Origin of the sequence: Acinetobacter genomosp. 15BJ, from assembly GCF_000400715.1 — a bacterium.
Classification (GTDB): Bacteria; Pseudomonadota; Gammaproteobacteria; order Pseudomonadales; family Moraxellaceae; genus Acinetobacter.
The window spans coordinates 113,015-138,570 of the sequence record NZ_KE007347.1; the positions used below are offsets into that span (position 1 = coordinate 113,015).

24 protein-coding genes are annotated in these 25,556 nt (G+C 39.3%); 14 read left to right on the plus strand and 10 right to left on the minus strand.

The genetic code is table 11. The features are described from left to right. The first annotated feature begins 41 nt into the window (after positions 1–41). From rarD to F896_RS13370, 4 genes are all read left to right on the plus strand, one after another. Entirely contained in the window at positions 42–986 is a 945-nt protein-coding gene (rarD, locus tag F896_RS13385) for an EamA family transporter RarD (protein WP_016163066.1), read from the plus strand. 255 nt (positions 987–1,241) lie between these two features. Continuing rightward, positions 1,242–2,699, plus strand: a complete 1,458-nt coding sequence (locus F896_RS13380; RefSeq protein ID WP_004808502.1) for a glyceraldehyde-3-phosphate dehydrogenase — start codon at positions 1,242–1,244, stop codon at positions 2,697–2,699. A 134-nt stretch (positions 2,700–2,833) separates the two neighbouring features. Next, positions 2,834–3,577: a hypothetical protein gene (locus F896_RS13375; RefSeq protein ID WP_016163067.1), complete on the plus strand. Its 744-nt coding sequence runs from the start codon at positions 2,834–2,836 to the stop codon at positions 3,575–3,577. Further along, a complete protein-coding gene (locus tag F896_RS13370; RefSeq protein WP_016163068.1) occupies positions 3,577–4,257 on the plus strand; it encodes a hypothetical protein in 681 nt (226 codons plus the stop codon). Before F896_RS13375 ends, F896_RS13370 begins: the two co-directional genes overlap by 1 nt. 46 nt (positions 4,258–4,303) lie before the next feature. On the opposite strand, the gene F896_RS13365 is transcribed toward F896_RS13370, so the two are convergent. Then, positions 4,304–5,395 carry a hypothetical protein gene (locus F896_RS13365; protein WP_016163069.1) on the minus strand — a complete coding sequence of 364 codons (1,092 nt, stop codon included), beginning with the start codon at positions 5,393–5,395 and terminating at the stop codon, positions 4,304–4,306. 183 nt (positions 5,396–5,578) lie between these two features. Here F896_RS13365 and cgtA point away from each other — a divergent pair, with 183 nt between their 5' ends. Beyond that, a complete protein-coding gene (gene cgtA / locus F896_RS13360) occupies positions 5,579–6,796 on the plus strand; it encodes an Obg family GTPase CgtA (protein ID WP_004652686.1) in 1,218 nt (405 codons plus the stop codon). A gap of 15 nt (positions 6,797–6,811) precedes the next feature. Beyond that, on the plus strand, positions 6,812–7,945 hold the full coding sequence (proB, locus tag F896_RS13355) for a glutamate 5-kinase (RefSeq protein ID WP_005202457.1): 1,134 nt from the start codon (positions 6,812–6,814) through the stop codon (positions 7,943–7,945). A gap of 25 nt (positions 7,946–7,970) precedes the next feature. Here proB and F896_RS13350 read toward each other — a convergent pair whose 3' ends face one another. Beyond that, positions 7,971–8,645 (minus strand): HAD-IB family hydrolase, encoded by a 675-nt coding sequence (locus tag F896_RS13350; RefSeq protein ID WP_016163070.1) that lies wholly within the window; start codon positions 8,643–8,645, stop codon positions 7,971–7,973. Next, positions 8,612–9,820 (minus strand): DUF1615 family protein, encoded by a 1,209-nt coding sequence (locus F896_RS13345; protein WP_016163071.1) that lies wholly within the window; start codon positions 9,818–9,820, stop codon positions 8,612–8,614. Before F896_RS13345 ends, F896_RS13350 begins: the two co-directional genes overlap by 34 nt. Before the next feature lie 82 nt (positions 9,821–9,902). Between F896_RS13345 and dusB the strand changes: the two genes are divergently transcribed. Further along, positions 9,903–10,925 (plus strand): tRNA dihydrouridine synthase DusB, encoded by a 1,023-nt coding sequence (gene dusB / locus F896_RS13340; RefSeq protein WP_016163072.1) that lies wholly within the window; start codon positions 9,903–9,905, stop codon positions 10,923–10,925. Positions 10,926–10,985: 60 nt separating this feature from the next. Here the strand turns inward: dusB and oxyR are convergent, their stop codons facing one another. From oxyR to rubA, 4 genes are all read right to left on the minus strand, one after another. Next, complete coding sequence (gene oxyR / locus F896_RS13335) at positions 10,986–11,891, minus strand: LysR family transcriptional regulator OxyR (RefSeq protein ID WP_004808494.1); 906 nt, start codon at positions 11,889–11,891, stop codon at positions 10,986–10,988. A gap of 6 nt (positions 11,892–11,897) precedes the next feature. After that, positions 11,898–12,842 carry an esterase EstB gene (gene estB / locus F896_RS13330; RefSeq protein ID WP_004808493.1) on the minus strand — a complete coding sequence of 315 codons (945 nt, stop codon included), beginning with the start codon at positions 12,840–12,842 and terminating at the stop codon, positions 11,898–11,900. Between the two features lie 84 nt (positions 12,843–12,926). Next, entirely contained in the window at positions 12,927–14,108 is a 1,182-nt protein-coding gene (gene rubB / locus F896_RS13325) for a rubredoxin reductase RubB (protein ID WP_005183763.1), read from the minus strand. Between the two features lie 83 nt (positions 14,109–14,191). After that, positions 14,192–14,356 carry a rubredoxin RubA gene (gene rubA / locus F896_RS13320; RefSeq protein ID WP_004678010.1) on the minus strand — a complete coding sequence of 55 codons (165 nt, stop codon included), beginning with the start codon at positions 14,354–14,356 and terminating at the stop codon, positions 14,192–14,194. A gap of 348 nt (positions 14,357–14,704) precedes the next feature. On the opposite strand from rubA, the gene F896_RS13315 reads away from it, so the two are divergent. The 5 genes from F896_RS13315 (at position 14,705) to cysN (ending at position 21,340) form a co-directional block, all read left to right on the plus strand. Continuing rightward, positions 14,705–15,142, plus strand: a complete 438-nt coding sequence (locus F896_RS13315; RefSeq protein ID WP_016163073.1) for an SRPBCC family protein — start codon at positions 14,705–14,707, stop codon at positions 15,140–15,142. A gap of 159 nt (positions 15,143–15,301) precedes the next feature. Then, positions 15,302–16,828: a lysine--tRNA ligase gene (lysS, locus tag F896_RS13310; protein WP_016163074.1), complete on the plus strand. Its 1,527-nt coding sequence runs from the start codon at positions 15,302–15,304 to the stop codon at positions 16,826–16,828. A 144-nt stretch (positions 16,829–16,972) separates the two neighbouring features. Next, on the plus strand, positions 16,973–18,412 hold the full coding sequence (locus tag F896_RS13305) for a capsule assembly Wzi family protein (RefSeq protein WP_016163075.1): 1,440 nt from the start codon (positions 16,973–16,975) through the stop codon (positions 18,410–18,412). A 322-nt stretch (positions 18,413–18,734) separates the two neighbouring features. Continuing rightward, a complete protein-coding gene (gene cysD, locus F896_RS13300) occupies positions 18,735–19,643 on the plus strand; it encodes a sulfate adenylyltransferase subunit CysD (protein WP_004808480.1) in 909 nt (302 codons plus the stop codon). 83 nt (positions 19,644–19,726) lie between these two features. After that, on the plus strand, positions 19,727–21,340 hold the full coding sequence (gene cysN / locus F896_RS13295; RefSeq protein ID WP_016163077.1) for a sulfate adenylyltransferase subunit CysN: 1,614 nt from the start codon (positions 19,727–19,729) through the stop codon (positions 21,338–21,340). 123 nt (positions 21,341–21,463) lie between these two features. On the opposite strand, the gene F896_RS13290 is transcribed toward cysN, so the two are convergent. Next, on the minus strand, positions 21,464–22,336 hold the full coding sequence (locus F896_RS13290) for a DMT family transporter (RefSeq protein WP_016163078.1): 873 nt from the start codon (positions 22,334–22,336) through the stop codon (positions 21,464–21,466). A 154-nt stretch (positions 22,337–22,490) separates the two neighbouring features. Beyond that, positions 22,491–23,042, minus strand: coding sequence for a DUF2239 family protein (locus F896_RS13285; RefSeq protein WP_016163079.1), 552 nt, complete (start codon positions 23,040–23,042; stop codon positions 22,491–22,493). Between the two features lie 216 nt (positions 23,043–23,258). On the opposite strand from F896_RS13285, the gene F896_RS13280 reads away from it, so the two are divergent. Next, positions 23,259–23,774 carry a hypothetical protein gene (locus F896_RS13280; protein WP_004808472.1) on the plus strand — a complete coding sequence of 172 codons (516 nt, stop codon included), beginning with the start codon at positions 23,259–23,261 and terminating at the stop codon, positions 23,772–23,774. A gap of 67 nt (positions 23,775–23,841) precedes the next feature. Beyond that, complete coding sequence (locus tag F896_RS13275; protein ID WP_016163080.1) at positions 23,842–24,105, plus strand: hypothetical protein; 264 nt, start codon at positions 23,842–23,844, stop codon at positions 24,103–24,105. 37 nt (positions 24,106–24,142) lie between these two features. Here F896_RS13275 and F896_RS13270 read toward each other — a convergent pair whose 3' ends face one another. Continuing rightward, on the minus strand, positions 24,143–25,471 hold the full coding sequence (locus tag F896_RS13270; protein WP_016163081.1) for a polyamine export protein PaeA: 1,329 nt from the start codon (positions 25,469–25,471) through the stop codon (positions 24,143–24,145). Positions 25,472–25,556 lie beyond the last annotated feature (85 nt).

Consider the following 25,556-nt stretch of genomic DNA (forward strand, 5'->3'; position numbering starts at 1 on the left):
ATCACGTATTTTGAAAGATATCCTAAAATTAGAGGCCTAAAATGTTTAAAGGAATTGCTTATTCAGTTTTGGCTTCAGTTACTTTTGGGGTTTTGTACTTTTATACTCAATTGCTTGGTGCCTTTGATAGTGAACAAACCTTTGGTTGGCGCATCATTGCGACCTTGCCCGTTTTAACGCTATTTATGTGGTTCAGCGGTGATTTAAGTCATATCAAACAAATATTTAAAAGAATTCTTGCTCGGCCCTCATTATTACTACTTTTAATGATCACCTCGGTGCTGACATCTGCGCAGTTATGGTTGTTTTTATGGGCTCCTATGCATGGTCGTGGGCTACAAGTCTCATTGGGTTATTTCCTATTACCTCTGGTTTTGGTGTTGGCTGGAAGTATCCTATATGGTGAAAAGCTTTCAAAGTTGCAGTACGTTGCGGTATTACTCGCTGTATTTGGTGTCGGGCATGAGATATGGCGTTTAGGCAGTATTGCTTGGGAAACTGTCTTTGTTGCTTTGGGCTACGCAGCTTATTTTATTCTTCGCAAAAAGATTCACACTGATAATTTAGGTGGGTTTTGGTGGGATCTTTTACTGATACTTCCAGTTGCGATTTTCTTTACACAAACAGGGGATACACCTTATCTCAAGTTCTTAGAATATCCAAGTTTGATCTTGGTGGTGATTGGGCTAGGTTTACTCAGTGCCATTGGTCTGGGTAGTTATATTCTTGCTAGCCGTTACTTGCCTTTGATTATTTTTGGTTTACTCGGGTATCTAGAACCTGTTTTATTGGCCTTGGTTTCTTTGTTGATAGGTGAAAAAATTGGTGCAGATGAGTGGTTAACCTATATCCCGATTTGGTTGGCTGTGTTAGTACTGGTGGTTGAAGGGGCAATGCATTTGTACCAACAGAGAAAGCGCAAGCAACATCTAGAATTGAACTTAAAACAGTATTCACAACGGGTGGATTTGGATGATAAAAGCTAGAAGTGCTTGTCTATTCCGCTGAATTATCAATAAAACTGTTATGTAAGTGTACTAAGTTGCAGCTATTTTGATGATAAAAATGGATTTCTACCAAAATTCACAAAAATAATTATAGGTATTTTATGAATTTATAGTCAATTAGGACAAAATCTTAGCTCGTTTAGCAGCTTTTGATTCAATCTTGATGATAATTCTATTACAATTATGGCGTTTTAAAAATTCACGCCCAGTATATATAAATTAGAGGACGTATCAGTGAGCAAAGACACTATCATTGCCCTACACGCAGAACACCAAGGTCGTTGGAAAAACCGTGAAGAAATCGCGGAACGTATGATTACTTTAATTGGTCAATTGTACCGTGAGAAAAATATTGTTGTTTCTGTTTACGGCCGTTCTTTAATTAACCGTTCAGTTATTCAAATTTTAAAAACGCATCGCCGTACACGTATGCTTGATGTTGAACTTTCTGTTGTAAATACCTTCCCAATTTTGGAAGCGTTAATGAAAGTTGAGAACATTGGTTCAGCTGAAGTTGATATCGGTAAACTCGCTGTTGAATATAAGAACCAAGGTGGCGATGTTGATGCTTTCGTTGCTCAAGCGGTTGCTCCAATTCAAGGTAACGTGACTGCTGCCGCGCCTAAAGATGTTGTTCTTTATGGTTTTGGTCGTATCGGTCGTATCTTAGCGCGTTTAATCATCAGCCAATCTGGTTTGGGGCGTGGTTTAAGCCTTAAAGCAATTGTTGTTCGTAAATCATCTGATGGTGACTTGGCGAAACGTGCTTCTTTATTACGTCGTGACTCTATTCACGGTACTTTTGACGGTACGATTTCTGTAGATGAAGAAAACGAAGCAATCATTGCAAATGGTCAGTTCATTAAAGTGATCTATGCATCAAGCCCAAGCGAAGTGGATTACACTGCTTACGGTATTGAAAATGCACTTCTTATCGACAATACAGGTAAATGGCGTGATGCTGAAGGCCTGAGCCAACACTTGAAATGCGCAGGTGTTGCACGTGTCGTATTGACTGCACCAAGTAAAGGTGAGATGAAGAACGTTGTATTTGGTGTGAACAACTCTGACATCTTAGATGAAGACAAAATCATCTCTGCTGCAAGCTGTACAACCAATGCAATTACACCTGTATTAAAAGTTTTAGATGACAAATACAAAGTATTGAATGGTCATGTTGAAACAGTTCACTCGTTCACAAACGACCAAAACTTAATTGATAACTATCATAAAGCTGATCGTCGTGGCCGTGCTGCAACATTGAACATGGTAATTACTGAAACTGGTGCTGCAAAAGCAGTTGCAAAAGCGTTACCAGGTCTTAAAGGTAAGTTGACAGGTAACTCTGTACGCGTACCAACACCAAACGTATCTCTTGCAATCTTGAACCTTAACTTAGAGAAAGAAGTTGATCGTGAAGAAGTGAACGAATACATTCGTCAAATCTCAATCAACTCAAGCTTACAAGGTCAAATTGGTTATACCAATTCAACTGAAGTTGTATCGAGTGACTTTATTGGTTCACGTACTGCTGGTGTATTTGATGCGCAAGCAACAATTGCTTCAGGTACGCGTTTAACTGCTTATGTTTGGTACGATAACGAAGTGGGTTATAGCTGCCAAGTATTACGTATCGCTGAACAAATGTGTGGCGTAAGCTATACAAAAATCCCTGCTGAAACAAATGCATAATTTGTTCGCAGAGTGAAAAAAGCCCAGTTTATTAACTGGGCTTTTTTATTGACTGTACAGAATATATGCTGAATAAAACATAAAAATCGATGAGAATGATGGAAAAGGGAAATAATTAATTAAGGAATCGTTCATTGTTGCAGTTTAGACGTTTGTTCGTGGTATTTGCTTTAATTGTGGTTGCCAACTTGTGTGGTGTGTATATCGCGATGTGGGTATTTAAGCATTTTAATATTTATATTCCACTAAAGAATCAAGATGTCGCCATCGACTTACAAGAGCCATTGCAGGTTCGTGTGAAGGTTAAAGATGCGCTCAATGTGGATGTGAATGGACGTGTTGATGCCAAGATTCCAATTAATGAACAGCTGAATGTTCCACTGACTCAAACCCTAACGCCACGGGTTTATTTTGATAATGTTGTCCCGATCAGTACCACCATTCCTGTAAAGGAAACGATTAAGGTCAATCAAAGCCTACCGATTGATACCAAGGTACAGGTTAAAATTTTAGGTAAGGACGTCACCTTACCATTGAAAGGCTCAATTCCTTTGCAACTGGATGTGCCGATTGATATTCAAGTGCCGCTACAGCAAAAAGTACATTTGAAATTTGATGCACCGGTTCGTACTGAACTTAAAGAGAACTTGCATATTCCTTTGAAAGCACAGCTGAATGCGAACATTCCAATTCAAGGTAATTTGAATGTGCCGATCACTTCTGAGCTTAATGCTACTGTCGATGTTAAAAATACCTTACCTGTCAAAATTGCACAGGGAGAATTAAAGATTCCGTTATCCACCATGTATTTGGATCGTGTTAAAGCTCAGCCTATAGATGAGCCGACAGCTCAAAATGCTATAAAAATAGGTGAGTAATGGAGATGCCCAAAACACTAAAAAGCCTACTCATCAGTTTTGTGATTGTCACAACTCTGGTGGCGATCCTATTTTGGTTTTATTTAAATATTCAGGCATCTTTGATTGTTTCTGCACAACAGGCGGATATTCGTTTGCCTGAATCCTTGGGAACCAAGATCCAAGTAGGTGATCACCTAAGAGTGAAGTCGGAAGGTCAGTTGAATACTGTATTGGACATTGATCGGACTCTACAATTGCCTTTAAAAGGGAAGTATTTGGCTGATTTAAGTTTTGAAGTTGAAACACCGATTACAGTTGATATCAACTATGAAACCACGCTGAAAGTAGATGAAGTCGTACCGATTGAGACCAGTACAGATTTGATCTATCAAAATAAATTATTGCCCAAGTTTCCTTTGAGTTTGAATATTCCAGTAAAGTTGGATATCCCATTTCAATTGAAACGTACTTATACCGTTCCTGTAAAAATTGTTTTTGATGGGCCTGTATATTTTGCTTTTGATGAAACTGTAGATTTGCCAGTGAAGCATCAATTTAAGCCGAGCTTTTATATGAATGATGCGATTAATATGAGTAAGATTTCTTCTTTTGATGCAATCATGTATAACTCGGTACAACAGACCAAAGCCAATTTAGATATGCAAATGGAGTTGCCTTTGAAGAATGTGAGACCTTGAGATAGATCAAGGTCGAATGATAATGAGGAAGGGGGCTTGAGATATTTTAGTTTTCTAGAATATTTTTTATTTCCTGCTCCAGTCTCTCATGGAATTTTTCTACTGTCATATTTTTGAAGAATCTATTTCTATTAACATAAGGTAGGGCTTCTGCCACCAATTGATTATATAAAGGATCATTTACATATTTCGCCAGTACAAGTCGTGATATTGCACCTAAGCCTGTAATATATTCTTTTTCATCACCATGATTGAGCCATTGGTTTAATGTTTCTATATCTTGATGCTTTTCTGCATCATAAATAAGAAAATCATATATTTGTTGAAAAATATTTTTTAGCTGTTCTGGCTGCGTAATTGGTAGTAATTTACTATTTATACCATGTATAACAGGGTCGTATTGCAATGTATAATTATTTATAGGGTGTTCTCTAAGAAGTCTAATAGTGATATTGGGTTTAACCTGAACATAGCTTGTTAAAGAAATATGTTTATAACCAAATGGATTGGGTGAAGTTATAATTAAAATATTTTCATATATACTCTCCCCAACATCTCTGTACCGCCCAATAGATTCGTTATATTGATTTATTTTTCTTTGATCAATAAAATTTAATGTTTCAAGATGACTTTTCAGCCATTGCTTAGCAAAGATAATTAATTCATCTTCGTTTGGTGGAATAGCCTTAAATTGCTCTAGTTGCTCTTGAGTTACAGGACTCACCGTATCCAGCATTCTTTCAATATTGTGTTGGTCTGGGAATATTTGTTCCTGACTAAAAAAGAGATAAGACCTTGCATCAAAAGCAACTAGGTCATGCTGGCGTAAAGTCTCAATCAAGATTTTATAGAGATATTTACTTTTAACCAATAAACCTTGTTCAATCTTAAAGACATTGTCAGCAGCATCTAAATAGCGTGTTACATTGGTAAAAGAACCAATAATTTCTTCATCAAAATTTGCGGCAAGCTCAGGATTGGTTACGATATTCTCCACATTAAGCAGCCAATTTTTAAACTTTTCTGTGAATCCTGTACATTGAGAATTGGTTGCGTAATATTCTGCTTGTGCCAATGAGTCAATTGTGACCTCAGGATGATGTTGTTTCGCATCCCAAATATAAAATAATGATGACACTTATTTTTATCCTGTAATTTTTTTAAGTGATTAATTATACTGATAAAATTAATGGAATACTAAAATTTTTGCTGAATGTGATCAAGATTGAAATAAAAACTGTTGTTACATTCAATTTTCTATTCGAGAATTTTCTTAAAATGTGGCAAAATAGTCCGCTTTTAAGAATTTGAGGATTGGCACATGCGCTTTGTTGATGAAGCAGTCATTATCGTAGAGGCTGGCGACGGTGGCAATGGCGTAGCCAGTTTTCGCCGTGAAAAATTTGTCCCTTTTGGTGGCCCAGATGGCGGTGATGGGGGACGTGGCGGAAGTGTATATATTCAAGCCGATGATGATACCAGCACACTGGTAGATTACCGTTATACGCGTCGTTATCGTGCAGAGCGTGGTAAAAATGGTTCGGGTGCGAACTGTTCTGGTCGTGGTGGCGAAGACGTTATTTTGAAAGTGCCAGTCGGTACAACCATTGTAGATACCGAATCTGGTGACATTATTGGTGACTTGGTTGCTGATGGTCAGCGCGTAAAAGTTGCCCATGGTGGTGATGGTGGTTTAGGTAATACTCACTTTAAATCATCAACCAACCGTTCGCCGCGTAAGTGTACGCACGGTATCAAAGGTGAATATCGTGAAGTCCGTTTAGAGTTGAAAGTACTTGCAGATGTTGGCTTACTCGGTATGCCAAATGCGGGTAAATCAACGTTCATTCGTGCAGTCAGCGCAGCAAAACCAAAAGTTGCAGATTATCCGTTTACCACGATGGTACCAAACCTCGGTGTGGTCGATGCGGATCGTCATCGTTCATTTGTGATGGCAGATATTCCAGGATTAATCGAAGGGGCTGCTGAAGGTGCTGGTCTAGGAATTCGTTTCCTTAAGCATTTGGCGCGTACGCGTATTCTTTTGCATATTGTTGATGTTCAGCCAATTGATGGTTCTGACCCAGCACATAATGCAAGAGCGATTTTAGGTGAGTTAGAGAAATTCTCTCCGACATTGGCAAAACTGCCAGTGGTCTTGGTATTAAATAAACTGGATCAAATTGCAGAAGAATCAAGAGAAGAATGGTGTCAGCACATTCTCGATGAATTGCAGTGGAAAGGTCCTGTATTTAAAACTTCTGGTCTTATGTCGGAAGGAACCAAAGAAGTTGTGTATTACTTAATGGATCAAATCGAACAACAACGTGAGCGCGAAGTTGAAGATCCTGAGTATGCAGCAGAAGTGAAAGCATTCCGTGAGCAGCTTGAAGCTGAGACACGTGAACAAACCATCGCAGCGAAAGAAGCATATCGTGCCTTGCGTAAAGCACAGCGTGAAGCTGGTTTGGACGATGATGAAGACTTTGATGACGATGAAGACGAAGGCGATGTAGAAAGCGTCTACATTCGTGACTAGTAAACCGAGGGAAAAATGATAGAAGTGGTCGATGGGCAACGTCAGCTCAATGCGTGTAAACGAATCGTTGTTAAAATCGGATCATCTTTACTCACTGCAAATGGGCAAGGTCTAGATTTAAATGCAATTTCGCACTGGGCGAAACAAATTGCAGATCTACACAATGCTGGACATGAGATTATTCTGGTGTCTTCAGGTGCAGTTGCAGAAGGGATGGTACGCATGAAACTTGCGAGTCGACCCACTGATCTACCCAGTCTACAAGCTTGTGCTGCTATCGGCCAAATGGGTTTAATCCATACATGGTCAAGCGTACTGGATCAACATGGGATCCAAACTGCACAAGTCTTACTCACGCATGATGATCTCGCTGATCGTCGTCGTTATCTCAACTCTTGTGACGCTTTGCAGAACTTGATTGATTGGCATGTCATTCCAGTTATTAATGAAAATGACACCGTCTCTACTGATGAAATTCGGTTTGGTGATAACGATACTTTGGCAGCTATGGTTGCAGGTCAGGTACAGGCAGAATTGTTGATTATCTTAACGGATCAACAAGGTATGTTTGATTCAGATCCACGTAGCAATCCAAATGCAAAATTGTTCTCTGCTGTTCGAGCACTCGATGATCGTTTGTTTGAAATGGCTGGAGGCGGTGGTGTGCTTGGTCGTGGTGGTATGGTGACTAAGGTTCGTGCTGCGCGTCTAGCGGCAAAGTCGGGTTGTCCAACCTTGATTGCCAGTGGGGAAAGCGAAAATGTGCTGGCTCGTCTAATGGCGGGTGAGATGTTGGGTACCTTATTCACCACTGACAATGATCGTGTGACAGCACATCAGCAATGGTTGGCTGCGCATTTGCAAACTGCGGGTCGTTTAGTGATTGATGATGGCGCTGTTGAAGCGATTAAGCTCAAACATCGTAGTTTATTGCCTGTTGGAGTCAGAGCGATTGAAGGACATTTTGATCGTGGTGATGTAGTTGAATGTGTTGATAAAAACGGTGGTCGTGTCGCAGTAGGTCGTGTGAATTTTAGTTCACGTTCTGCCGAAATGATTAAAGGTTTATCATCAGAAAAAGTCTATCAGGTCTTAGGTGAAGCACGATCGCTAGAAATGATTCATCGTGATCATATGGCAATCTACTAAATTGTTTAAAATAAAAAAGCTCGCATTAAGCGGGCTTTTTTATGTCTGCTTGGTTCAATTGTTTCAGCTCTAAGTTGGGAAGTGCTTTCTCTGATCCCATCATATAAGGATGGTCTGCTAAAGAGAGCATTTCTAAATCTTCTTCGCTATTGCCATAGGCATAAATCGTTTGATAATTTGCTAAATTGTAGGTTTGTAAAATGCGCAATTTCTTTTGCTCACAACTACAATCTTCTGAACTATAGCGACCCGTTAAACGTCCATCTTTACTTTCAGTTTGGGTGCACAGTAATTCAATATTGAGAACCTCACAAATTGGAGCCAAATAAAGATCAACCGATGCCGATACCAGAACAATGTGATCACCACGTTGCTGATGCAGTTGAAGCTGCTGGAATAAATCGGGATGTAATTTTTTAATCAGTTTCTGTGCGTATTCTTGAGCCAGTTGCTCGACCACATCTACAGAAATGTCTTTAAACATACTCTGGAATAAACGTGGTCGCATGGCATGCGCAGGGTAGAGGCGTAAATAATAGGCTTGAATCCATGGCAGGATTTTCAAGCCTCTTTTAACAATATGACGTTTTGATAAAGCGAAGAAAATAAACCCTGTGAAACTGTCTCTTGGATAGAGTGTTCCATCGAAATCAAATAAAGCAAGATTTAGAGTTTTATGCGTTTCGCTCTTTGCATGCATGTTTCATATCGTCCATTAACGCGACTGGCAAACCAATTGGTATTGTAGTCACGACTCAGTTTAGGGCCTGAAATAACGACTTCAGGCATAATTGCATAAATAGGTTCTTTATTGGTTTTACTTTGATACAACTTTTGAACGGCTAAATAAGTTTGTGTATCTTCGAACTTCTTCTCTTTTTCTTTCTTTAAATCCGCACGAATTTGACGCGGCGTGACCAGAATCTTATTGTTGGTAAACGCTGAGATCACTTCTTTTTCGGATTGGCTCAGGGCTGATTGTGGATTTCCATCTTTATTGTAAAGTAAGAGATCGCCATCTAAATCAAGGTCTTTACCTTGTATGACTTCAAGCATCTTTTGAAAAGCTGCATTGCGACTTGAATACATGCCTGAATTGTAATCGGCAAATCGGTAGATGGCTTTGTCGTAATCAGCAGAATATTCCATCAAACGATGTATACCATAATATAGACCACCGTATTGGGTATAAAGATCATTACGTAATTCAGCAATATTCCCACTTTGGCGCTTATGCTCTTTGGCATAATTAATATGCACTTGCATAGAACCCAGTGTGGTAATCGGGTTCATTTTCTCGCCAATGTCTTGTCCAACTAATTTTGCGGCACCGGTCAGCGCACTGACATGATAATGCTTCGACATATAGTCAAAAATTTCACGATAAAGTAAATCGAGTTCACGCTCAGTTCTGACTTTGCGCATTTGGCTCATGTAGTTATTTTCTGGGGAGGGTTGGTTTTTGAGTACATCCTCAAAATAACCTGCCACAGTGCCGCCAATGGTTTCACCTAGTTTAGCTTCAAACTTCTCTTTGAGGCGTGTATTGATTTCCTGAACTGCTTTCTCACCCAAGCTTGGTACAGCAGGGTCAGCGACAAAGTTAGACTCTTGATCGACCACAGCCACAATACTGCATACATTTTGCTTGGTTTTAGGAATACTGAGTTGTTGCATGATATCAAAGATATCTTGCGACCAAGACTGGCGATCATTAACACGCGGTGGCAGCACTTTGGTGATTTGTTCTGCCTTCATTTCGGGTTCTTTATTATTTGACCACCAAGCATTATCACCACAAGCCACTAAGCTTATGCTGATTGCCAAGAGGCTAAATGTTTTGAATAGAGGACGAGTCGAAAACGATTGGTTCATAATGAAGACAACACCGCACAAAAAGATGAGCCGAACGGGCGAATGAAGTATACTATGTTGATCAGAAATTGTAAGAAAATATATGTATATTGGTTCATATCAACTGTCAAATAATTTGATTGTTGCTCCGATGGCAGGTGTCACTGACCGACCTTTTAGAACGCTGTGCAAATACTTTGGTGCAGGGCATGCGGTCAGTGAAATGATGACCGCAGACAAGACACTACGCATGAGTAAAAAGAGTCTCTATCGAGCTAATTTTGATGGTGAGCTTGCACCAATCTCTGCACAAATCGCAGGTTCTGATCCTGAGCAACTGGCAGAAGCAGCACGTTATCAGGTGGCAAATGGTGCGCAGATTGTTGATATCAATATGGGTTGTCCAGCCAAAAAAGTATGTAACAAACTTGCAGGTTCGGCTTTATTACAAGATGAAGAACTTGTTGCGCGTATTCTGGATGCCGTGGTTGCAGCCGTTGATGTGCCAGTTACTTTAAAAACCCGTCTGGGCTTTCTAAATGGCCATGAAAATATTTTACGTGTGGCCAAACGTGCCGAAGAATCCGGAATTGCAGCCTTAGCCTTGCATGGTCGTACCCGTGAAGATATGTATTTGAATACTGCACGTTATGAGTTGATTAAGCAGGTTAAAGAATTGATTGATATTCCATTGATTGCCAATGGTGATATTGATAGCCCTGAAAAAGCCAAATATGTGCTGGATTATACGGGAGCAGATGCCATTATGATTGGGCGTGCAGCCCAAGGCCGACCTTGGATATTCCGAGAAATTGCCCATTATTTAAAAACAGGTGAACATCTCGCTGCGCCTGATATTGCTGAAGTTAAAGCAGTATTATTGGGGCATCTGGCTGAGCTATATGATTTCTATGGTGAATACTCAGGCTGTCGTATTGCCCGCAAACATATTGCTTGGTATACCAAAGGTTTACGTTCAAGTAATGAGTTTCGTCAGAATATGTATAAAGTTGAAAGTACAGCGGCTCAGGCTAAAGTGGTGGAATCATATTTCGATGAATTACTTGATCAAGGCTTGCGAATGAGTGATGTACAAGTTGAACAAGTGAATTTATTGGATATTTAATAATTATTTTAACTGCATTGAAAAAGCCTGTAACTCAAATCGAATTACAGGCTTTTTTTATTAGGATAAATGAGCCGTGATTTTTTGCAGAATTTGCAAAATCACATCAAATTCACTTTGTAATGGTGTGCTTTTACGGGTCACTAAAGCCAATGTGCGGCTTGGTGCAGCTTCAATCGCTTTCACATCAATATCTTCATTGAAATGAATCATACTATTTTTAAGCGCGATCTCAGGTAAAAGAGTAAAGCCTAAATCAGACGATACCATTTCAACCAACGTTGGTAATGAGCTTGCTTTTAAGCGATGATCATTTTTGCGCTCACCAACAGGGCAGGCACTTAAAGCATGGTCACGTAAGCAATGACCTTCCTCAAGCAGCATTAAACGAGATAGATCCAAATCATCTAGAGAATTTGCATTGGCTGCATTGGTATCTTTCTTGTTATACACAAGGAATAAGTGTTCTTTGGCAATTTCAGCAACTTTTAGACTGCGCGTATCAAACGGAAGCGCAAGTACAATCATGTCTAAATTACCATGTTCCAACTTCTCTACAATCTTCTCACTCTGTGCTTCATGTAAGTGTAGTTGGATCTTTGGCAATTGCTGATGAACTTCATCTAAGAGTTGAGTCAGAATAAAAGGTGCAATGGTTGGAATAATACCGAGATGTAAATCACCCGTTAATGGTTCACTCATCTCTCGACTTAAACGCATCAGGTCTTGCGCATCGGCAAGCAACACCCGCGCTCGCGCCACTACTTGCTCACCTAATGGGGTTAAACGGACGTTTTGACGATCACGCTCAACTAAGACGCCACCTAATAAACGCTCCAATTCCATGATGCCACCAGACAGTGTTGACTGGGTAACAAAGGAACGACGCGCTGCTTCAGTAAAATGTAAAGTTTCTGACAACGTAACTAAATATGATAGCTGTCTTAATGAGGGTAATGCAGCCATAGTGTCCTAGTGTGATGATCTAAAGTGGTGAGTAAACAAACCACTAAGTTGCGGAATGAAATGTGCAGGAATATCATGCCCCATTCCTTGAATTAATTCAAACTTAGCACCAGAAATTGCTTTTGCAACAGCTTTCCCGTGACTTGGTGGTAACAGGCGATCTTTTGATCCGTGTACAACCAAAGTCGGCTGAGTAATTGTTTTGTTCAATGGTAACAAAGAACCTGTACATAATATTGCTAAAAATTGTTGAAGTACACCCGCTGGGTAAAAACTACGTCGATATAATTTGCGAATGGTTTGAATTGATTCGACTGGATTGACATAACCAGGTGAACCGATAATACGGAACACATTTAAACTATGATTAATAATTGTTTCTTCATCATGCCCTTCAGGTTTACCTAATAAGCTGAAAAGCTGCTTTGGAAAAGGCGGAGGTAAAAACGGCTGATTATTACTGGTAAATAACAAACCGATTTTTTCTACTTTTTCTGGATATTTCGCAGCAACAATCTGTGAAATCATTCCGCCCATTGAAGCACCAATAATATAGGCTTTCTCGATACCTAGTTGATCAATCAACATCGCCACATCATCGGCCATATCATATAAGGTATAAGGCGCACCTTCATTGCGAAGACCAAACATGAAGCGACTCATCAGTTTCATGGTGTTGAGTCGTTTGCCTTTATTGCGAATTTTAGAAGATAAACCGATATCGCGATTATCAAAGCGAACTACACGGAAACCTTGATCGATTAATGCCTTACAGAAGAAATCAGGCCAAAACAGCATTTGTGCACCTAAACCCATGATCAATAAGATGGTTGGATGCTCAGGATTCCCACCCATTTCAACATGTAGTTCAATGCCATTACCCAAAGTAACTTTGGTTTCCTGCATAAAAGATGCATATGGTGACACGTTAAATTGGAGGGCACTGTTCATGATCTTCTTTCCAAATTGAATTCTTCTTATTGCATAGAGAGTTTGGAGGAAATTCTTTTCTCAACAAACTCTCGTATTTAAACCTTAAACTTGCGCTGGAATCAAGTCTGGAACCAGCTTGGTGAGCGTTAAACGTTGTTTGCCTGCAGTTGGGCCTAACAGTACAAAACCTCTCAAGGTTCCTTCACCATCAGCTGCTTTGGCAAGCATACCGTCATCAAACTCTTCAGTTTCCCAGTTTACATCCACATTAAGCGGTGCAGGTAAAACCGTCAATGGCGCAGCAGGTGTTTTTACTGCAACTGGCATAGCAGGGTAGTGTACCGCTGTGCTTTGACCACTGAGCGTTTTTGCTAAAGCACGTGCTTGCTGCATAATTGGCATCACATATGGCAATAAAGTGCCATTCACTTCTGCACAATCACCAACGGCATAGATATCAGCTTGATTGGTTTCTAAAAGCGTGTTGGTAATAATGCCACGACTGGTTTGAATGTCTGCTGCTTTTGCTAACGAGATATTCGGTTGTAAGCCAATTGCAGAAAGAACAATATCAGCGACCAGTGTTTTACCATTGGCTAAAGTGACTTCGTAGTCTTCACCATTATTAATTTTTGTTACTTTTTCCACGGTAGTGGAGAGCGCAAATTTAATGCCTGCTTGTTCTAAATTGGTCTTAAAAGCTTCAGCGACATGGTTTGGTAATAAACGACCAAGTGGCTGAGGGGCTAAGTCAATTACAGTAACATCATATTGGCTATGCAATAAGTCATTGGCAAATTCACAGCCAATCAGACCTGCACCCAAAATAACCACGCGTTTGTCTTTACGGTTTGCAAGGTTTTCACGGAAGATACGATAGTCGACCAATGAGTTCACAACATGAATGTCGTCACTGCCATCACCAGCAATCGCTAAGCGGATAGGGTTTGCACCGACAGCCAATACTAACTTTGAATAAGGTTGGGTAATGGTTTGCCCATTTTTTTCTAATGTAAGTTCATGGTTTTCGGCATTGATTGCTTTCACCCATGTGTCTGCATCAATGCGCATATTCAATTGGGTTGCCATCTTTGTCGCATCGCCTAAAGCAATTTGTTCTGGTGCTTTATTCCCTGCAAAGGCATTAGATAATGTTGGTTTTGCATAATTTACCGCATCATCTGCACAGATCATAACCAGTTCTTGTTCAGGACTTAGTTTACGAAACTCTCGCGCTACGGTGTAACCTGCCATGCCCGATCCGATGATAACGATAGGATGCATTCTATTCTCCAATACTTTCTTATTTAAAAACAAACGATAGCAAAAAAAAGACCATGATCATTGTCACGGCCTTCTCGATCTATTTAGATTTCAACCATTTCAAAATCAGCTTTTGAAACGCCGCAATCTGGGCAAGTCCAATCATCTGGGATATCTTCCCATTTGGTCCCTGCTGCAATGCCGTCTTGTGGCCAACCTTCTGCTTCGTCGTAAATCCAACCACAAACGATACATTGATATTTTTTCATGTGACTCTCCAAACTGATAGGTATGTTCAAGTTGCCTTTCAGTAAAACTATTCCGTAATGTCGCTATGATCGCTGCAATAGGAACTAACTTATGCTAATCGGGAGTTAGATTTTTACGCAGAACGACATTTAAGTAAAGTAAATGCAAGAGTTTAATCATTTATTCAAAAAGTGATATGGCAATTCTATCTGAAAGTCTTGTTATTTGAGCAATTGCTCTAATTTTTTGTAAAAATATAACGCGTATACAATTAAAAAAAGCCGAAATGTATAAATATAGTGTGTATAAAAAACAAACATTCAGAATCAAGATATGATGATGAAAACAATGATCAAGGAGAATAAAACATGGAAACCTTATCTTATAATATAAAAATTTATGCGACCCCTGAGAAAGTTTGGGAAGTCTTGTGGACCCCAGAAAGTTATCAGGCATGGACAAAATTCTTTGCCTGCGATTCAACCATGACCACGGATTGGAAAGTAGGTGGTAAAACCTACTTCGGTGATGGTAAAGGCAATGGCATGATCTCCACCATTGAAAGTATCGATGAGCCTAAAGAGATTGTTTTTAAGCATCTTGGGATGGTTGAGAACGGCAAGGAGGATCTCGAAAGCGTGGCTGTGAAATCTTGGGCAGGTGCTTTGGAAAAATATATGCTGTTTGATTTTAATGGTGAAACACAATTGCATGTAGAGGTGGATATTCAACCAGAACATGTAGAATTTATGAATAAAGGCTTTGATCAGGGACTTGCTATGGTGAAGCATTTAGCTGAGAAATAAGCGACAGCGAATCGATTTTTTAGCGGAAAATTGTTGAGTTATCTCGATTCAAAAATGGATAAATCTTGATTTTTTTGAATTGTCTGATTGAAACAATACGAAAATGAGTTGTGATCTGCTATTCTATGTCACTTCATTTTTTACTTAATCGAGGCAGAGATGACGCAACAAAACGCTCAATCGACTTCTGAACAAACACTTTCCGAAAACGATTTAATCGCACAGCGTCATGCCAAATTAAAGCAAATCCAAGAGACTGCAAAACAAACGGGTAAGAGCCCGTGGCCAAACACGTTTAAACGTGAGCATTATGCAGCTGATTTGCAAGAACAGTTTAAAGATCAAGACAAGGCGCAAATTGAAGGCGCTGAAAAAGTTTATGTAAAAGTTGCTGGTCGTGTGATGTTGAACCGTGGATCATTTATGGTGATTCAAGATATGACGGGTCGTATTCAACTTTATGTTGACCGTAAAGGTTTGCCCGCTGATATTTTAGAAACAATTAAAAGTTTAGACCTTGGCGATATTATCGCTGCTGAAGGTTATATTGGCCGTTCGGGTAAAGGTGACTTATATGTACACCTTGAAGGTTTTGAATTACTGACCAAATCACTTCGCCCACTTCCAGATAAATTCCATGGTTTAACCGATACAGAAGCTAAATATCGTAAACGTTATTTAGATTTGATCGTAAATGAAGAAACACGTAAAACGTTTGAAATTCGTGCCCAAGTGGTTGCTGGAATTCGTGCATTCTTGACCAATGAACGCTTCATGGAAGTTGAAACACCAATGATGCATGTCATTCCAGGTGGCGCATCCGCGAAGCCATTCGTAACGCATCATAATGCTTTGGACATGGAGCTGTATTTACGCGTTGCACCAGAACTCTATTTAAAACGCCTTGTAGTGGGTGGTTTTGAGCGTGTGTTTGAAATTAACCGTAACTTCCGTAACGAAGGGGTTTCAACACGTCACAACCCTGAATTCACCATGATCGAGTTCTATCAAGCCTATGCTGATTATAAAGACTTGATGGTATTGACTGAAAACATGCTTGAAAAATTGGCAGTTGATATCTTGGGTTCTACCGATGTGCCTTATGGTGAAGAAGTCTATAGCTTCAAAGGTCCATTCAAAAAAATCTCAATGTTTGATGCAATTCTTGAGAATAACCCAGACTTTACGCCTGAAAATGTGAATGACCGCGAGTTCTTGGCCAAATTTACCAAAGAAGTTTTAAAAGAGCAGGTGAAACCTGGTTTTGGTTTAGGTAAATTACAAACCATCGTATTTGAAGAAACCGTAGAAACTAAACTGCGTCAGCCGACGTTCATTACTGAATATCCAGCTGAAACGTCACCGCTGGCACGTCGTAATGATGATAATCCACATATTACTGATCGTTTCGAGTTCTTTATCGGTGGTCGTGAGTTGGCAAATGGTTTCTCTGAGTTAAATGACCCGATTGATCAGGCTGAGCGCTTCCAAGCACAGGTTGCAGAAAAAGATGCAGGTGATGACGAAGCAATGCACTACGATGCTGACTTTATCGAAGCATTGGAATACGGTTTACCACCGACAGCAGGTCAGGGCATCGGTATCGATCGTTTGGTGATGTTGTTTGCCAATGCAGCAAGTATTCGTGACGTGTTGTTGTTCCCGCATATGCGCCGTAAAGATTAATTTACCGTTCATTCAAAAGCCACTTCCATGAAGTGGCTTTTTATATTCATGATTAAAAAAATATAATTATTGCATTTGATGATTGAAAAGAGATCGTAAAAAAACGATCATGTGCACATAAATAAATTTGAGAACAGTTTAGATATGTTTCTAAAAAAATCGCTTTATGTCGCATTATTTGCTTCGCTTTCATCTGTAACATTTGCACAAGGTCTCATCTTAAACGATGCAAATTTACGTACAGATTTAAATTGGCTGAACCAGCAAGGTGTTATTCAAATTAGTACGTCGACTTGGCCAATGAGTGGCGATGAAATTCAACGTGCTTTATCCCAAGCGAAAGTGAGCAATAATGCTCAGCAAAAGGTGGTGAATTCAGTTGTTAATGCACTGAAAGCAGATAATGAAACGGTTAAACTTGGTTTACATGCCGGCTCTGATCTTAAAACTGTTCCTCAAACATTTGGTGACAACCAAAAATCACAATATCAGATCGCTGCTGAGTTTAATGCAGGTGGTGAAAATTGGGATGCGAAACTTCGTGTCAATGGAGAGAAAGATCCACTGGTTGATAATGGGCATGATGCCAACGTAGAAGGTTCTTATCTTGCTGGTAAGCTTTGGAATCAATGGGTGATCGCAGGTCAGATTCCGACCTATTGGGGCCCTGGGCATGATGGAAGTTTGATTCGCGGTGATGCAAGCCGTCCTGTGTATGGTGTTACGGTGCAGCGTGCTGTCCAAAATGCATTTGAGACCAAGTGGTTATCTTGGATTGGTCCTTGGCAGTATCAGCTATTTGGAGGTCAGTTAGATGATTATACTTCTATTCCAGATGCAAAACTTGTTGGGATGCGTTTGACTGCTCAGCCTTTACCTTATTTAGAGTTGGGTGCTTCACGTGTCATGCAATGGGGCGGAAAAGGTCGTCCTGAAAGCCTGAGCTCGTTATGGGATGCGATTAAAGGTAACGATAATTTCTATAACGATTACGAAGGTGGAAATCAATTAGCAGGCTTTGATGCACGTTTATCTTTACAACCATTATTGAATCAGCCAATTAGTATCTATAGTCAAATGATTGGTGAGGACGAGGCTGGATATTTACCCGCAAAATGGATGTACCTAGCGGGTGCTGATTTCTCATCGAGCTATAAAAATATGCCATATCAGCTTTATGCAGAATGGGCAGATACACGTACCAATGGTGAGGTAAAAGGCATTTCTTATACTCACCATATATATAAAGAAGGTTATTACCAACATGGTTTTTCATTAGGCCATTCAATTGGTGGTGATAGTCAGATGTATTCAGTTGGTGGTGATATTCGTTTTGATACGATGAATCGTTTAAATGGGCGTGTAATTTATGCCAAATTGAATCAATCAAATGTGGCTGTTAATACTGCATTCCCAAAAGAAGACAATATAAAAGCGCTTGATTTGACTTGGACACACTACTTGAAACCAACAATTCCATTAAAAGTGAATGGTTGGGTCAGTGATTCTGATTTGAATGGCAGTGATGGTGGTGTTTCTGTCGGTGTTGAAATTCCATTAGAACGGAAAATGTTCGGTTTCTGATAGGTTTTAAATCTTTGAAAAAAGGAGCCTTTTGGCTTCTTTTTTTATATTTTTTGGTGAGGAATAGGTTGTATTGATATTCCATAATCTTATTTTTATATCATAATTTTGCATATTGATATGAAAAAACAAGCTAAAGAACTGGATCTAAATTATTATAATGAATAACCGCTATTGAGTGGTTTTTTGCCACCAGTAAGAATCTCGATATCATGAAAAATTGGAGTTGTTATGGCACTCGTTCCTCCACACAGTCTTCAAAGTGGTGGTGTAATACCGCTTATAGATTTTATGGATAGCATGGATAAGGAGGAAATTGTACATGACTGAAAATAGATTAACCCACCTCAAGCAACTTGAGGCAGAAAGTATTCATATTATTCGTGAAGTTGCAGCTGAATTTGAAAACCCTGTGATGCTTTACTCGATTGGTAAAGACTCGGCAGTGATGTTGCATTTGGCATTAAAAGCATTCTATCCAGCGAAACTCCCATTCCCACTACTGCATGTAGATACGGGTTGGAAGTTTAAAGACATGATTGCTTTTCGGGACAACATGGCAAAAACGCATGGCTTCGATCTGATCGTGCATCAAAATGTAGAAGGTCGTGAAGCGGGGATTAACCCGTTTGATCACGGCAGTTCAAAATATACTGACATCATGAAAACCCAAGGTTTAAAACAAGCCTTGGATAAGTATCAGTTTGATGCTGCTTTTGGTGGTGCGCGCCGTGATGAAGAAAAATCTCGTGCCAAAGAGCGCGTGTATTCATTCCGTGATAATAAACATCGTTGGGATCCTAAAAACCAACGTCCAGAACTTTGGAACCTTTACAACGGTAAAGTGAACAAAGGCGAAAGTATTCGTGTATTCCCATTGTCTAACTGGACTGAGTTAGATATCTGGCAATATATCTATTTGGAAAATATTCAACTCGTTCCTCTTTATTTCTCTGCAGTTCGACCTGTGGTTGAACGTAGTGGTACGTTAATCATGGTCGATGATGAACGTATGCGCTTAAAAGAAGGTGAAGTTCCACAAATGAAATCGGTACGTTTCCGTACACTTGGTTGCTACCCGTTAACTGGCGCAGTTGAGTCTGAAGCAGATACCTTGCCTGAAATTATCCAAGAAATGCTTTTAGCAACCAGCTCAGAGCGTCAAGGTCGTATGATTGACCATGATGAGGCTGGCTCGATGGAAAAGAAAAAGCAAGAAGGTTATTTCTAATTTCCTTAAGCAAGTCCCTCTTTTTAAAGAGGGATTTAGGGAGATTAAGACCGATTTCTAAAGAATATGTGGAGTTTTGAGCAATGTCTCATCAATCAGATCTTATTAGCCAAGATATCTTGGGTTATTTAAAACAGCATGAACAAAAAGATTTATTGCGCTTTTTGACCTGCGGTAATGTTGACGACGGTAAAAGTACCTTAATTGGTCGTTTACTTTATGATTCAAAATTGATCTATGAAGATCAATTGCAAGCGGTAACACGTGACAGTAAGAAAGTGGGTACCACTGGCGATGCACCTGATCTTGCATTACTGGTCGATGGTTTACAGGCTGAACGTGAGCAGGGTATTACTATTGATGTGGCTTATCGCTATTTCTCTACAGAAAAGCGTAAGTTCATCATTGCCGATACACCAGGACATGAACAATACACGCGTAACATGGCAACTGGTGCATCTACTGCCGATCTTGCGATTATCTTGATTGATGCGCGTTATGGTGTACAAACACAGACTCGTCGTCATTCATTTATCGCAAGCTTGCTCGGTATTAAAAATATCGTTGTTGCGATTAACAAGATGGATTTGGTTGAGTTCTCTGAAGCACGTTTCAATGAAATTCAAGTTGAATATGACGCCTTCGTGAGTCAACTTGGTGATCGTCGCCCTGAAAATATTGTATTCGTACCGATCTCGGCACTGAATGGCGATAACGTTGTTAATCCATCTGTAAGTACGCCGTGGTACAAGGGTCAAACCTTGATGAACCTTCTTGAGTCAGTGGAAATTAAACGTGAATCAAATAAACGTGAATTCCGTTTCCCTGTTCAATATGTGAATCGTCCAAACCTCGATTTCCGTGGTTTCGCAGGTACGATTGCGCTTGGTCAAGTGAATGTTGGTGATGAAATTATTGCCTTGCCATCTGGCAAAAAATCAACAGTTAAAGAAATCGTAACTTTTGATGGCAACCTAGAACAGGCCGTTGCAGGTCAAGCAGTCACTTTAACTTTAAACGATGAAATTGATATTTCTCGTGGTAACGTTTTGGTCCGTGCAGGCGAGCAACCATTGATTTCACGTAGTGTGCGTGCATCAGTGGTCTGGATGAATGAGCATCCGTTGGTAAAAGGCAAACTGTACAACGTAAAAATTGGTACTCAAACTGTTCCAGCTAAAGTCACTGCAATTAACTTCCGTGTCAATGTCAATACGTTGGAACATACGCAAGTTGAAGAGCTTGAGTTGAATGCGATTGCGGATGTTGTGGCTGAGTTTGATGCACCAGTGGTCTTTGACCAATACCAAGACAGCCGTTACACAGGTTCATTTATCTTTATTGACCGTCTAAGCAACGTAACAGTTGGTGCGGGTATGGTTGAAGCGGCGGTTGAATGGAATGCACATAGCAATCCTGTGACTGCGGAAGATCGTGCAGCTCGTTTAGGTCAGAAGCCTGCGGTGATTGGTGTCTCTGCATCGTTGATTGAGAAAGCTCAAGCTTTAGAAAGCTTGTTGATCCAACAGGGTGTAGTTGCGATTGCGAAAGGAAATTTAACTGCTGAGCAAATTGCATTGTTGCGTGAAACAGGTGTTGTGGTTATCACAACGACTGTGGACGGTACAGATGCAGAGATTGCTGCTGAAACGGTTGAAGAAGCCGCTGAGAAAGTGGTGGAGTTAGTTCGTCTTTAATCGGCTGAATTGATTTTGAAAAACCCGCGTAAGCGGGTTTTTTTATTTGAGTGGGCTAAAAAAGTTGGAATTGGTTCTATTGCATATTTACTCATTGTATTCTATGTGGTTGTAGTTTTGATATTAGGTCGTGCAACTTGGTTTAACTGCTTTTCTATACACTAAATAAACGCCACTCAAGATCGCTATAATTCCAACATAATCGAAAGTGGAAAGTTGGGTACTAAAAATCATAAAGTCGAGTATTAAAGTCACAAGGGGAACAAGATAGAATAAGCTCGTTGTATTCACTAAATTCCCTGATTGTAATAATTTATAAAAAATAAGTTGGGCAATTACAGAAACAATGATGCCTTGATATAAAACTGGAATCCAAAAGCCCCAATTCATCTCAAAATTAAATGATTGAAATGGGGTGATTAAGATAATGAAAATCAAAGAAATTGCATATTGTAGTGGTAAAACCTGCCATGGTTTTTCAGAAATTTTTCTCTGTAGAATCACACCTGTCGTGATGCATATCAGGCAGATAATTGATGCAAGCGTTGCCCATAAAGATAATTTGTTGACAAACATATTGTTATAAACTAAACAAATAATTCCAAAAAAACTAAGTAATAACCCTATAAGCTTAACTTTGGAAAAACTTTTCTCAGTAATAAAAAAGGTCAGAATAGGCTGTAATGCAAGGATGGTGGAAAGGAGACCTGGTGAAATTCCAAATTCAAGGGATAAAAAATAAAACAGGGTATAACCCGTAATTAAAAAGCAACCTGTAAAGATGACATATTTAAAAGAGGTGTTTTGTGGGTAAAAAGGCTGTTTTGAAATTACACAAAAGAATAAAATTAACGCTGTAGCAATTAAAAAACGGAAAAACAGAAAAGGAATTGTAGCACCATGATGAAGTCCCCATTTGGTAAAAATGGCAGCGCTACCCCAAAGCAAAACAAATAGGCCAATATAAAGGAAATTCTCATTCTTAAGTTTGACCATTTTACTGATCCTTTTTAATATCTATATTTTTAGGTCTTTGAATATCAGTTTTATATGATCACTAAACTATGATTTTCACTCGATGGTTATAAAATGCTCTACCACCTAAAAGGATGAGAGCAATTTATTTTAACAAATGATAAAAAGAATGCATTTAAAAAATATGACGTGTTTTTGAGGCTAAATATTCTTTTATATCTTTAGGATAATCTTGAATCATCTTTAAGAACTTCGTTTGATCACCTTGATATAAAGCACGGGTTGCTTCTTCGTAATTCGGCATATTGCCTAACATGGCAGACATAAAGCGGTCTGTAGATTGTTTGGCGAGCATGATATTGCTTTCAGAGCTTGGATCATTTAGTTCTTTATCAATCAACTTGCGAATTAGAGCAGATGCACTTGAACTTTGTTGATCTAACCAATCCCAATGCTTTTTCTGTAAGGTAATTTCACGAGAAATGACACCGAGTTTCGGTCGCCCAACTTTCTTAGCTGGTTCAGGTCCACTATAACGTTGCTGAATCTCTAGCTCAGTGCCTGAAAGATCAAGATCAGTTTGTAGACCAGTTCGATCATTGAAAATTAAAATATTCTCAGTTGTCTTGGGTATAAGTTTAATTTTGATTGCAAGTTCAGTAGGTTGCCCAGTTGCGATCAATATGCTCCCTGAAAAGGCAGTATAGGTTGTTGTTTGAGTATTCATTTTCTTTGGATTATTTTATACGGGTAAAAAATATTATCAGGGTAAAAATAATTATGCAAATAAATAAAGTTTCAAAAGGTCTGATTCTTTTAGAGAGCAAATTCTGAAATCTGACATAAAAAATGATGCAGATAGAATGCCAATTTTCAATTTTATTCTGCTTTGATATCGCTTTTATGAGACAATGTTTTTTTATTTTTGTGTATTAGGACTCCCATGATTGAGCAATCTCCTGAATCTTTAAGCGATATCGAAATTTTAGACATTTTACAGTCTATGAAAAAAGATAAGCTGGATACGGAAGCAAATGAGATTATCCGTAATGGGGGGAAGGCTGGGCGTCAAGAAGCACATAAACAAGCTTTGGTTGCACTGAATACAAACTTTGAAGAAAAGTTTGTAGAAGCGGTTACGCTGGCATTAGGTTTGAATGCTGGGCAGGCGAAAAAAATTCGCTATAAAAAAGATCGTATCCGTATTCTAAAAGTGCGTGGTATTGATTATTTAGCGATTGATGGTGCAGAAACCGCTCAGGTTTTGGCTCAGGTTGCTCAAGCGATTAGCCGCGAAGATGCAATAGTGACTGAAGGTCTGCACAATATTTTCCCATTTTGGAAAGAAGGTTGGCCAATGGTTCAGTTTGATAATGCTTATAAGATATTGGCAGAAGACATTGCTATTCACTATCAAGCGACTTTGGATGAACTTATCTCAATGTATGGTGGGAATTAAGGAATTATAAATATCCTGTTCTGATCAATGCGGTTGCCAATAGAAAATAACAAGGATTGTTAATTTTATGAATTTACCACCGACGATTCCTGCAGAAGCTCTAACCATGCTTCGTGCAGGGCAGCTAATTGATGCAATCAAGATCACGCGAGAAAAAACAGGTTTAGGTCTTAAGGAATCTAAAGATTTAATTGATCAGTATTTGCAGGATCATCCACAAGAACAGGCGCAGATTCAAGCGCAATTGGCGCAACGGAGTCGTGGTGGAATTAAAGTCTTTATTTTAATTTTATTGATATTGGCTGCCGTGATCTGGTTTGTCGTGAAATAAAAAAAGCCCATATATGGGCTTTTTTTAGCTTTCAAGATTAATCATTTTGGGGTGCTGGAGATTCGCCTTCGAGATTTGGTAAAACTTGGGTCACTAGCAATTGGTCAATTTTATAGTGGTCAATATCGACAACTTCAAATTTGAAACCTGCATATTCAACAGCATCGGCAGGGCGCGGAATTTTGCGTAAACGATACATGATAAAGCCTGCAATCGTTTCGTAATTTTCATTTTCCGGGAATTCTTCAATGGTTAAAGCGTGTTTTACATCTTCAATTGGTGTACTGCCATCAATCAGCCAAGAATGATTATCGCGTTTGATAATCTGTTTTTCCTCATCCATCGGTGTGACCCAGTCGCCCATGACCGTGATCATAATATCGCTGAGCGTGATAACACCTACAACCAAAGCATACTCGTTGATTACAACAGCAAATTTTTCTTTGGTTGAACGAAAACGATCCAGTAATTCAGACAAGGTTAAAGAATCTGGAATAATCAGCACATTACGGATGGTCGATTCATTCAGTTGGGTAAAGGATTGATTGTTTAAGATGCGTACCAGAATATCTTTGGCATCGACATAACCAATCACCTGATCAATATGTTCACTGCACACTAAGAATTTTGAATAAGGATATTCGGCCAGTTTTTGACGAATACTCTGTTCAGGTTCATTCAAGGTGAAATAAACAATATTTTCTCGTGCCGTCATGCTGGATGGGACAGTTCGTTCTTCAAGCTCAAATACATTTTCAATGAAATGGTGTTCTTGTTTTTGTAAGACACCAGCTTGTGCACCGGCATTTACAATGGCAGAAATATCATCAAAGGTCATGCTGTCATCGCGTTTAGTATCAATTTTAAAGATTCTAAAAATTGAATTTGCAATGATATTAATAAACCAAGCCAATGGTCTGCAGATTTTGATAAAGATCGTAATTGGATTGATGACTTTAATGGCTAGTTTTTCTGGGAAAATCATGGCCAAACGTTTTGGCATCAAATCAGCAAATAAGATAAATAGGGAGGTAACGGTTAAAAAAGATAAGCTGAATCCGATGGTATCTGCCCAAGGCCCTGGATAAAGCTCAGTCGCCAAATTGTGGAAATAGGGACGTAATGATGATTCACCGACAATACCGCCCAAGATCGCCACAGCATTGACACCGACTTGTGTGGATGCAAAAAAGTCTGCTGAGTTTTCTTGTAACTCAATAACTTTATTTGCTCTTTCCTCACCGCTTTCAGCAATGAGTTTGAGTTTGAGTTTTCGTGATCCAGCAATCGCGATTTCAGATAAGGATAAAAAGAATGAACATGCGACTAGAAGGACTAGAATCATCATGCTTTGTAAAATATCCATACATCACCTATGTTGATAGGACACAGCCTATAAAATCGCTTATGCAAATAATTGTTTGTTACGCATTATTTCACTCGCTTATTCT

Bases quoted from the DNA above. Each gene is read 5' to 3' on its own strand.
- rarD (WP_016163066.1), top strand. From the start codon at position 42: ATGTTTAAAGGAATTGCTTATTCAGTTTTGGCTTCAGTTACTTTTGGG.
- F896_RS13370 (WP_016163068.1), top strand. From the start codon at position 3,577: ATGGAGATGCCCAAAACACTAAAAAGCCTACTCATCAGTTTTGTGATT.
- cgtA (WP_004652686.1), top strand. From the start codon at position 5,579: ATGCGCTTTGTTGATGAAGCAGTCATTATCGTAGAGGCTGGCGACGGT.
- proB (WP_005202457.1), top strand. From the start codon at position 6,812: ATGATAGAAGTGGTCGATGGGCAACGTCAGCTCAATGCGTGTAAACGA.
- F896_RS13350 (WP_016163070.1), bottom strand. From the start codon at position 8,645: ATGCATGCAAAGAGCGAAACGCATAAAACTCTAAATCTTGCTTTATTT.
- F896_RS13345 (WP_016163071.1), bottom strand. From the start codon at position 9,820: ATGAACCAATCGTTTTCGACTCGTCCTCTATTCAAAACATTTAGCCTC.
- dusB (WP_016163072.1), top strand. From the start codon at position 9,903: ATGTATATTGGTTCATATCAACTGTCAAATAATTTGATTGTTGCTCCG.
- oxyR (WP_004808494.1), bottom strand. From the start codon at position 11,891: ATGGCTGCATTACCCTCATTAAGACAGCTATCATATTTAGTTACGTTG.
- estB (WP_004808493.1), bottom strand. From the start codon at position 12,842: ATGAACAGTGCCCTCCAATTTAACGTGTCACCATATGCATCTTTTATG.
- rubB (WP_005183763.1), bottom strand. From the start codon at position 14,108: ATGCATCCTATCGTTATCATCGGATCGGGCATGGCAGGTTACACCGTA.
- rubA (WP_004678010.1), bottom strand. From the start codon at position 14,356: ATGAAAAAATATCAATGTATCGTTTGTGGTTGGATTTACGACGAAGCA.
- F896_RS13315 (WP_016163073.1), top strand. From the start codon at position 14,705: ATGGAAACCTTATCTTATAATATAAAAATTTATGCGACCCCTGAGAAA.
- lysS (WP_016163074.1), top strand. From the start codon at position 15,302: ATGACGCAACAAAACGCTCAATCGACTTCTGAACAAACACTTTCCGAA.
- F896_RS13305 (WP_016163075.1), top strand. From the start codon at position 16,973: ATGTTTCTAAAAAAATCGCTTTATGTCGCATTATTTGCTTCGCTTTCA.
- cysD (WP_004808480.1), top strand. From the start codon at position 18,735: ATGACTGAAAATAGATTAACCCACCTCAAGCAACTTGAGGCAGAAAGT.
- cysN (WP_016163077.1), top strand. From the start codon at position 19,727: ATGTCTCATCAATCAGATCTTATTAGCCAAGATATCTTGGGTTATTTA.
- F896_RS13290 (WP_016163078.1), bottom strand. From the start codon at position 22,336: ATGGTCAAACTTAAGAATGAGAATTTCCTTTATATTGGCCTATTTGTT.
- F896_RS13285 (WP_016163079.1), bottom strand. From the start codon at position 23,042: ATGAATACTCAAACAACAACCTATACTGCCTTTTCAGGGAGCATATTG.
- F896_RS13280 (WP_004808472.1), top strand. From the start codon at position 23,259: ATGATTGAGCAATCTCCTGAATCTTTAAGCGATATCGAAATTTTAGAC.
- F896_RS13275 (WP_016163080.1), top strand. From the start codon at position 23,842: ATGAATTTACCACCGACGATTCCTGCAGAAGCTCTAACCATGCTTCGT.
- F896_RS13270 (WP_016163081.1), bottom strand. From the start codon at position 25,471: ATGGATATTTTACAAAGCATGATGATTCTAGTCCTTCTAGTCGCATGT.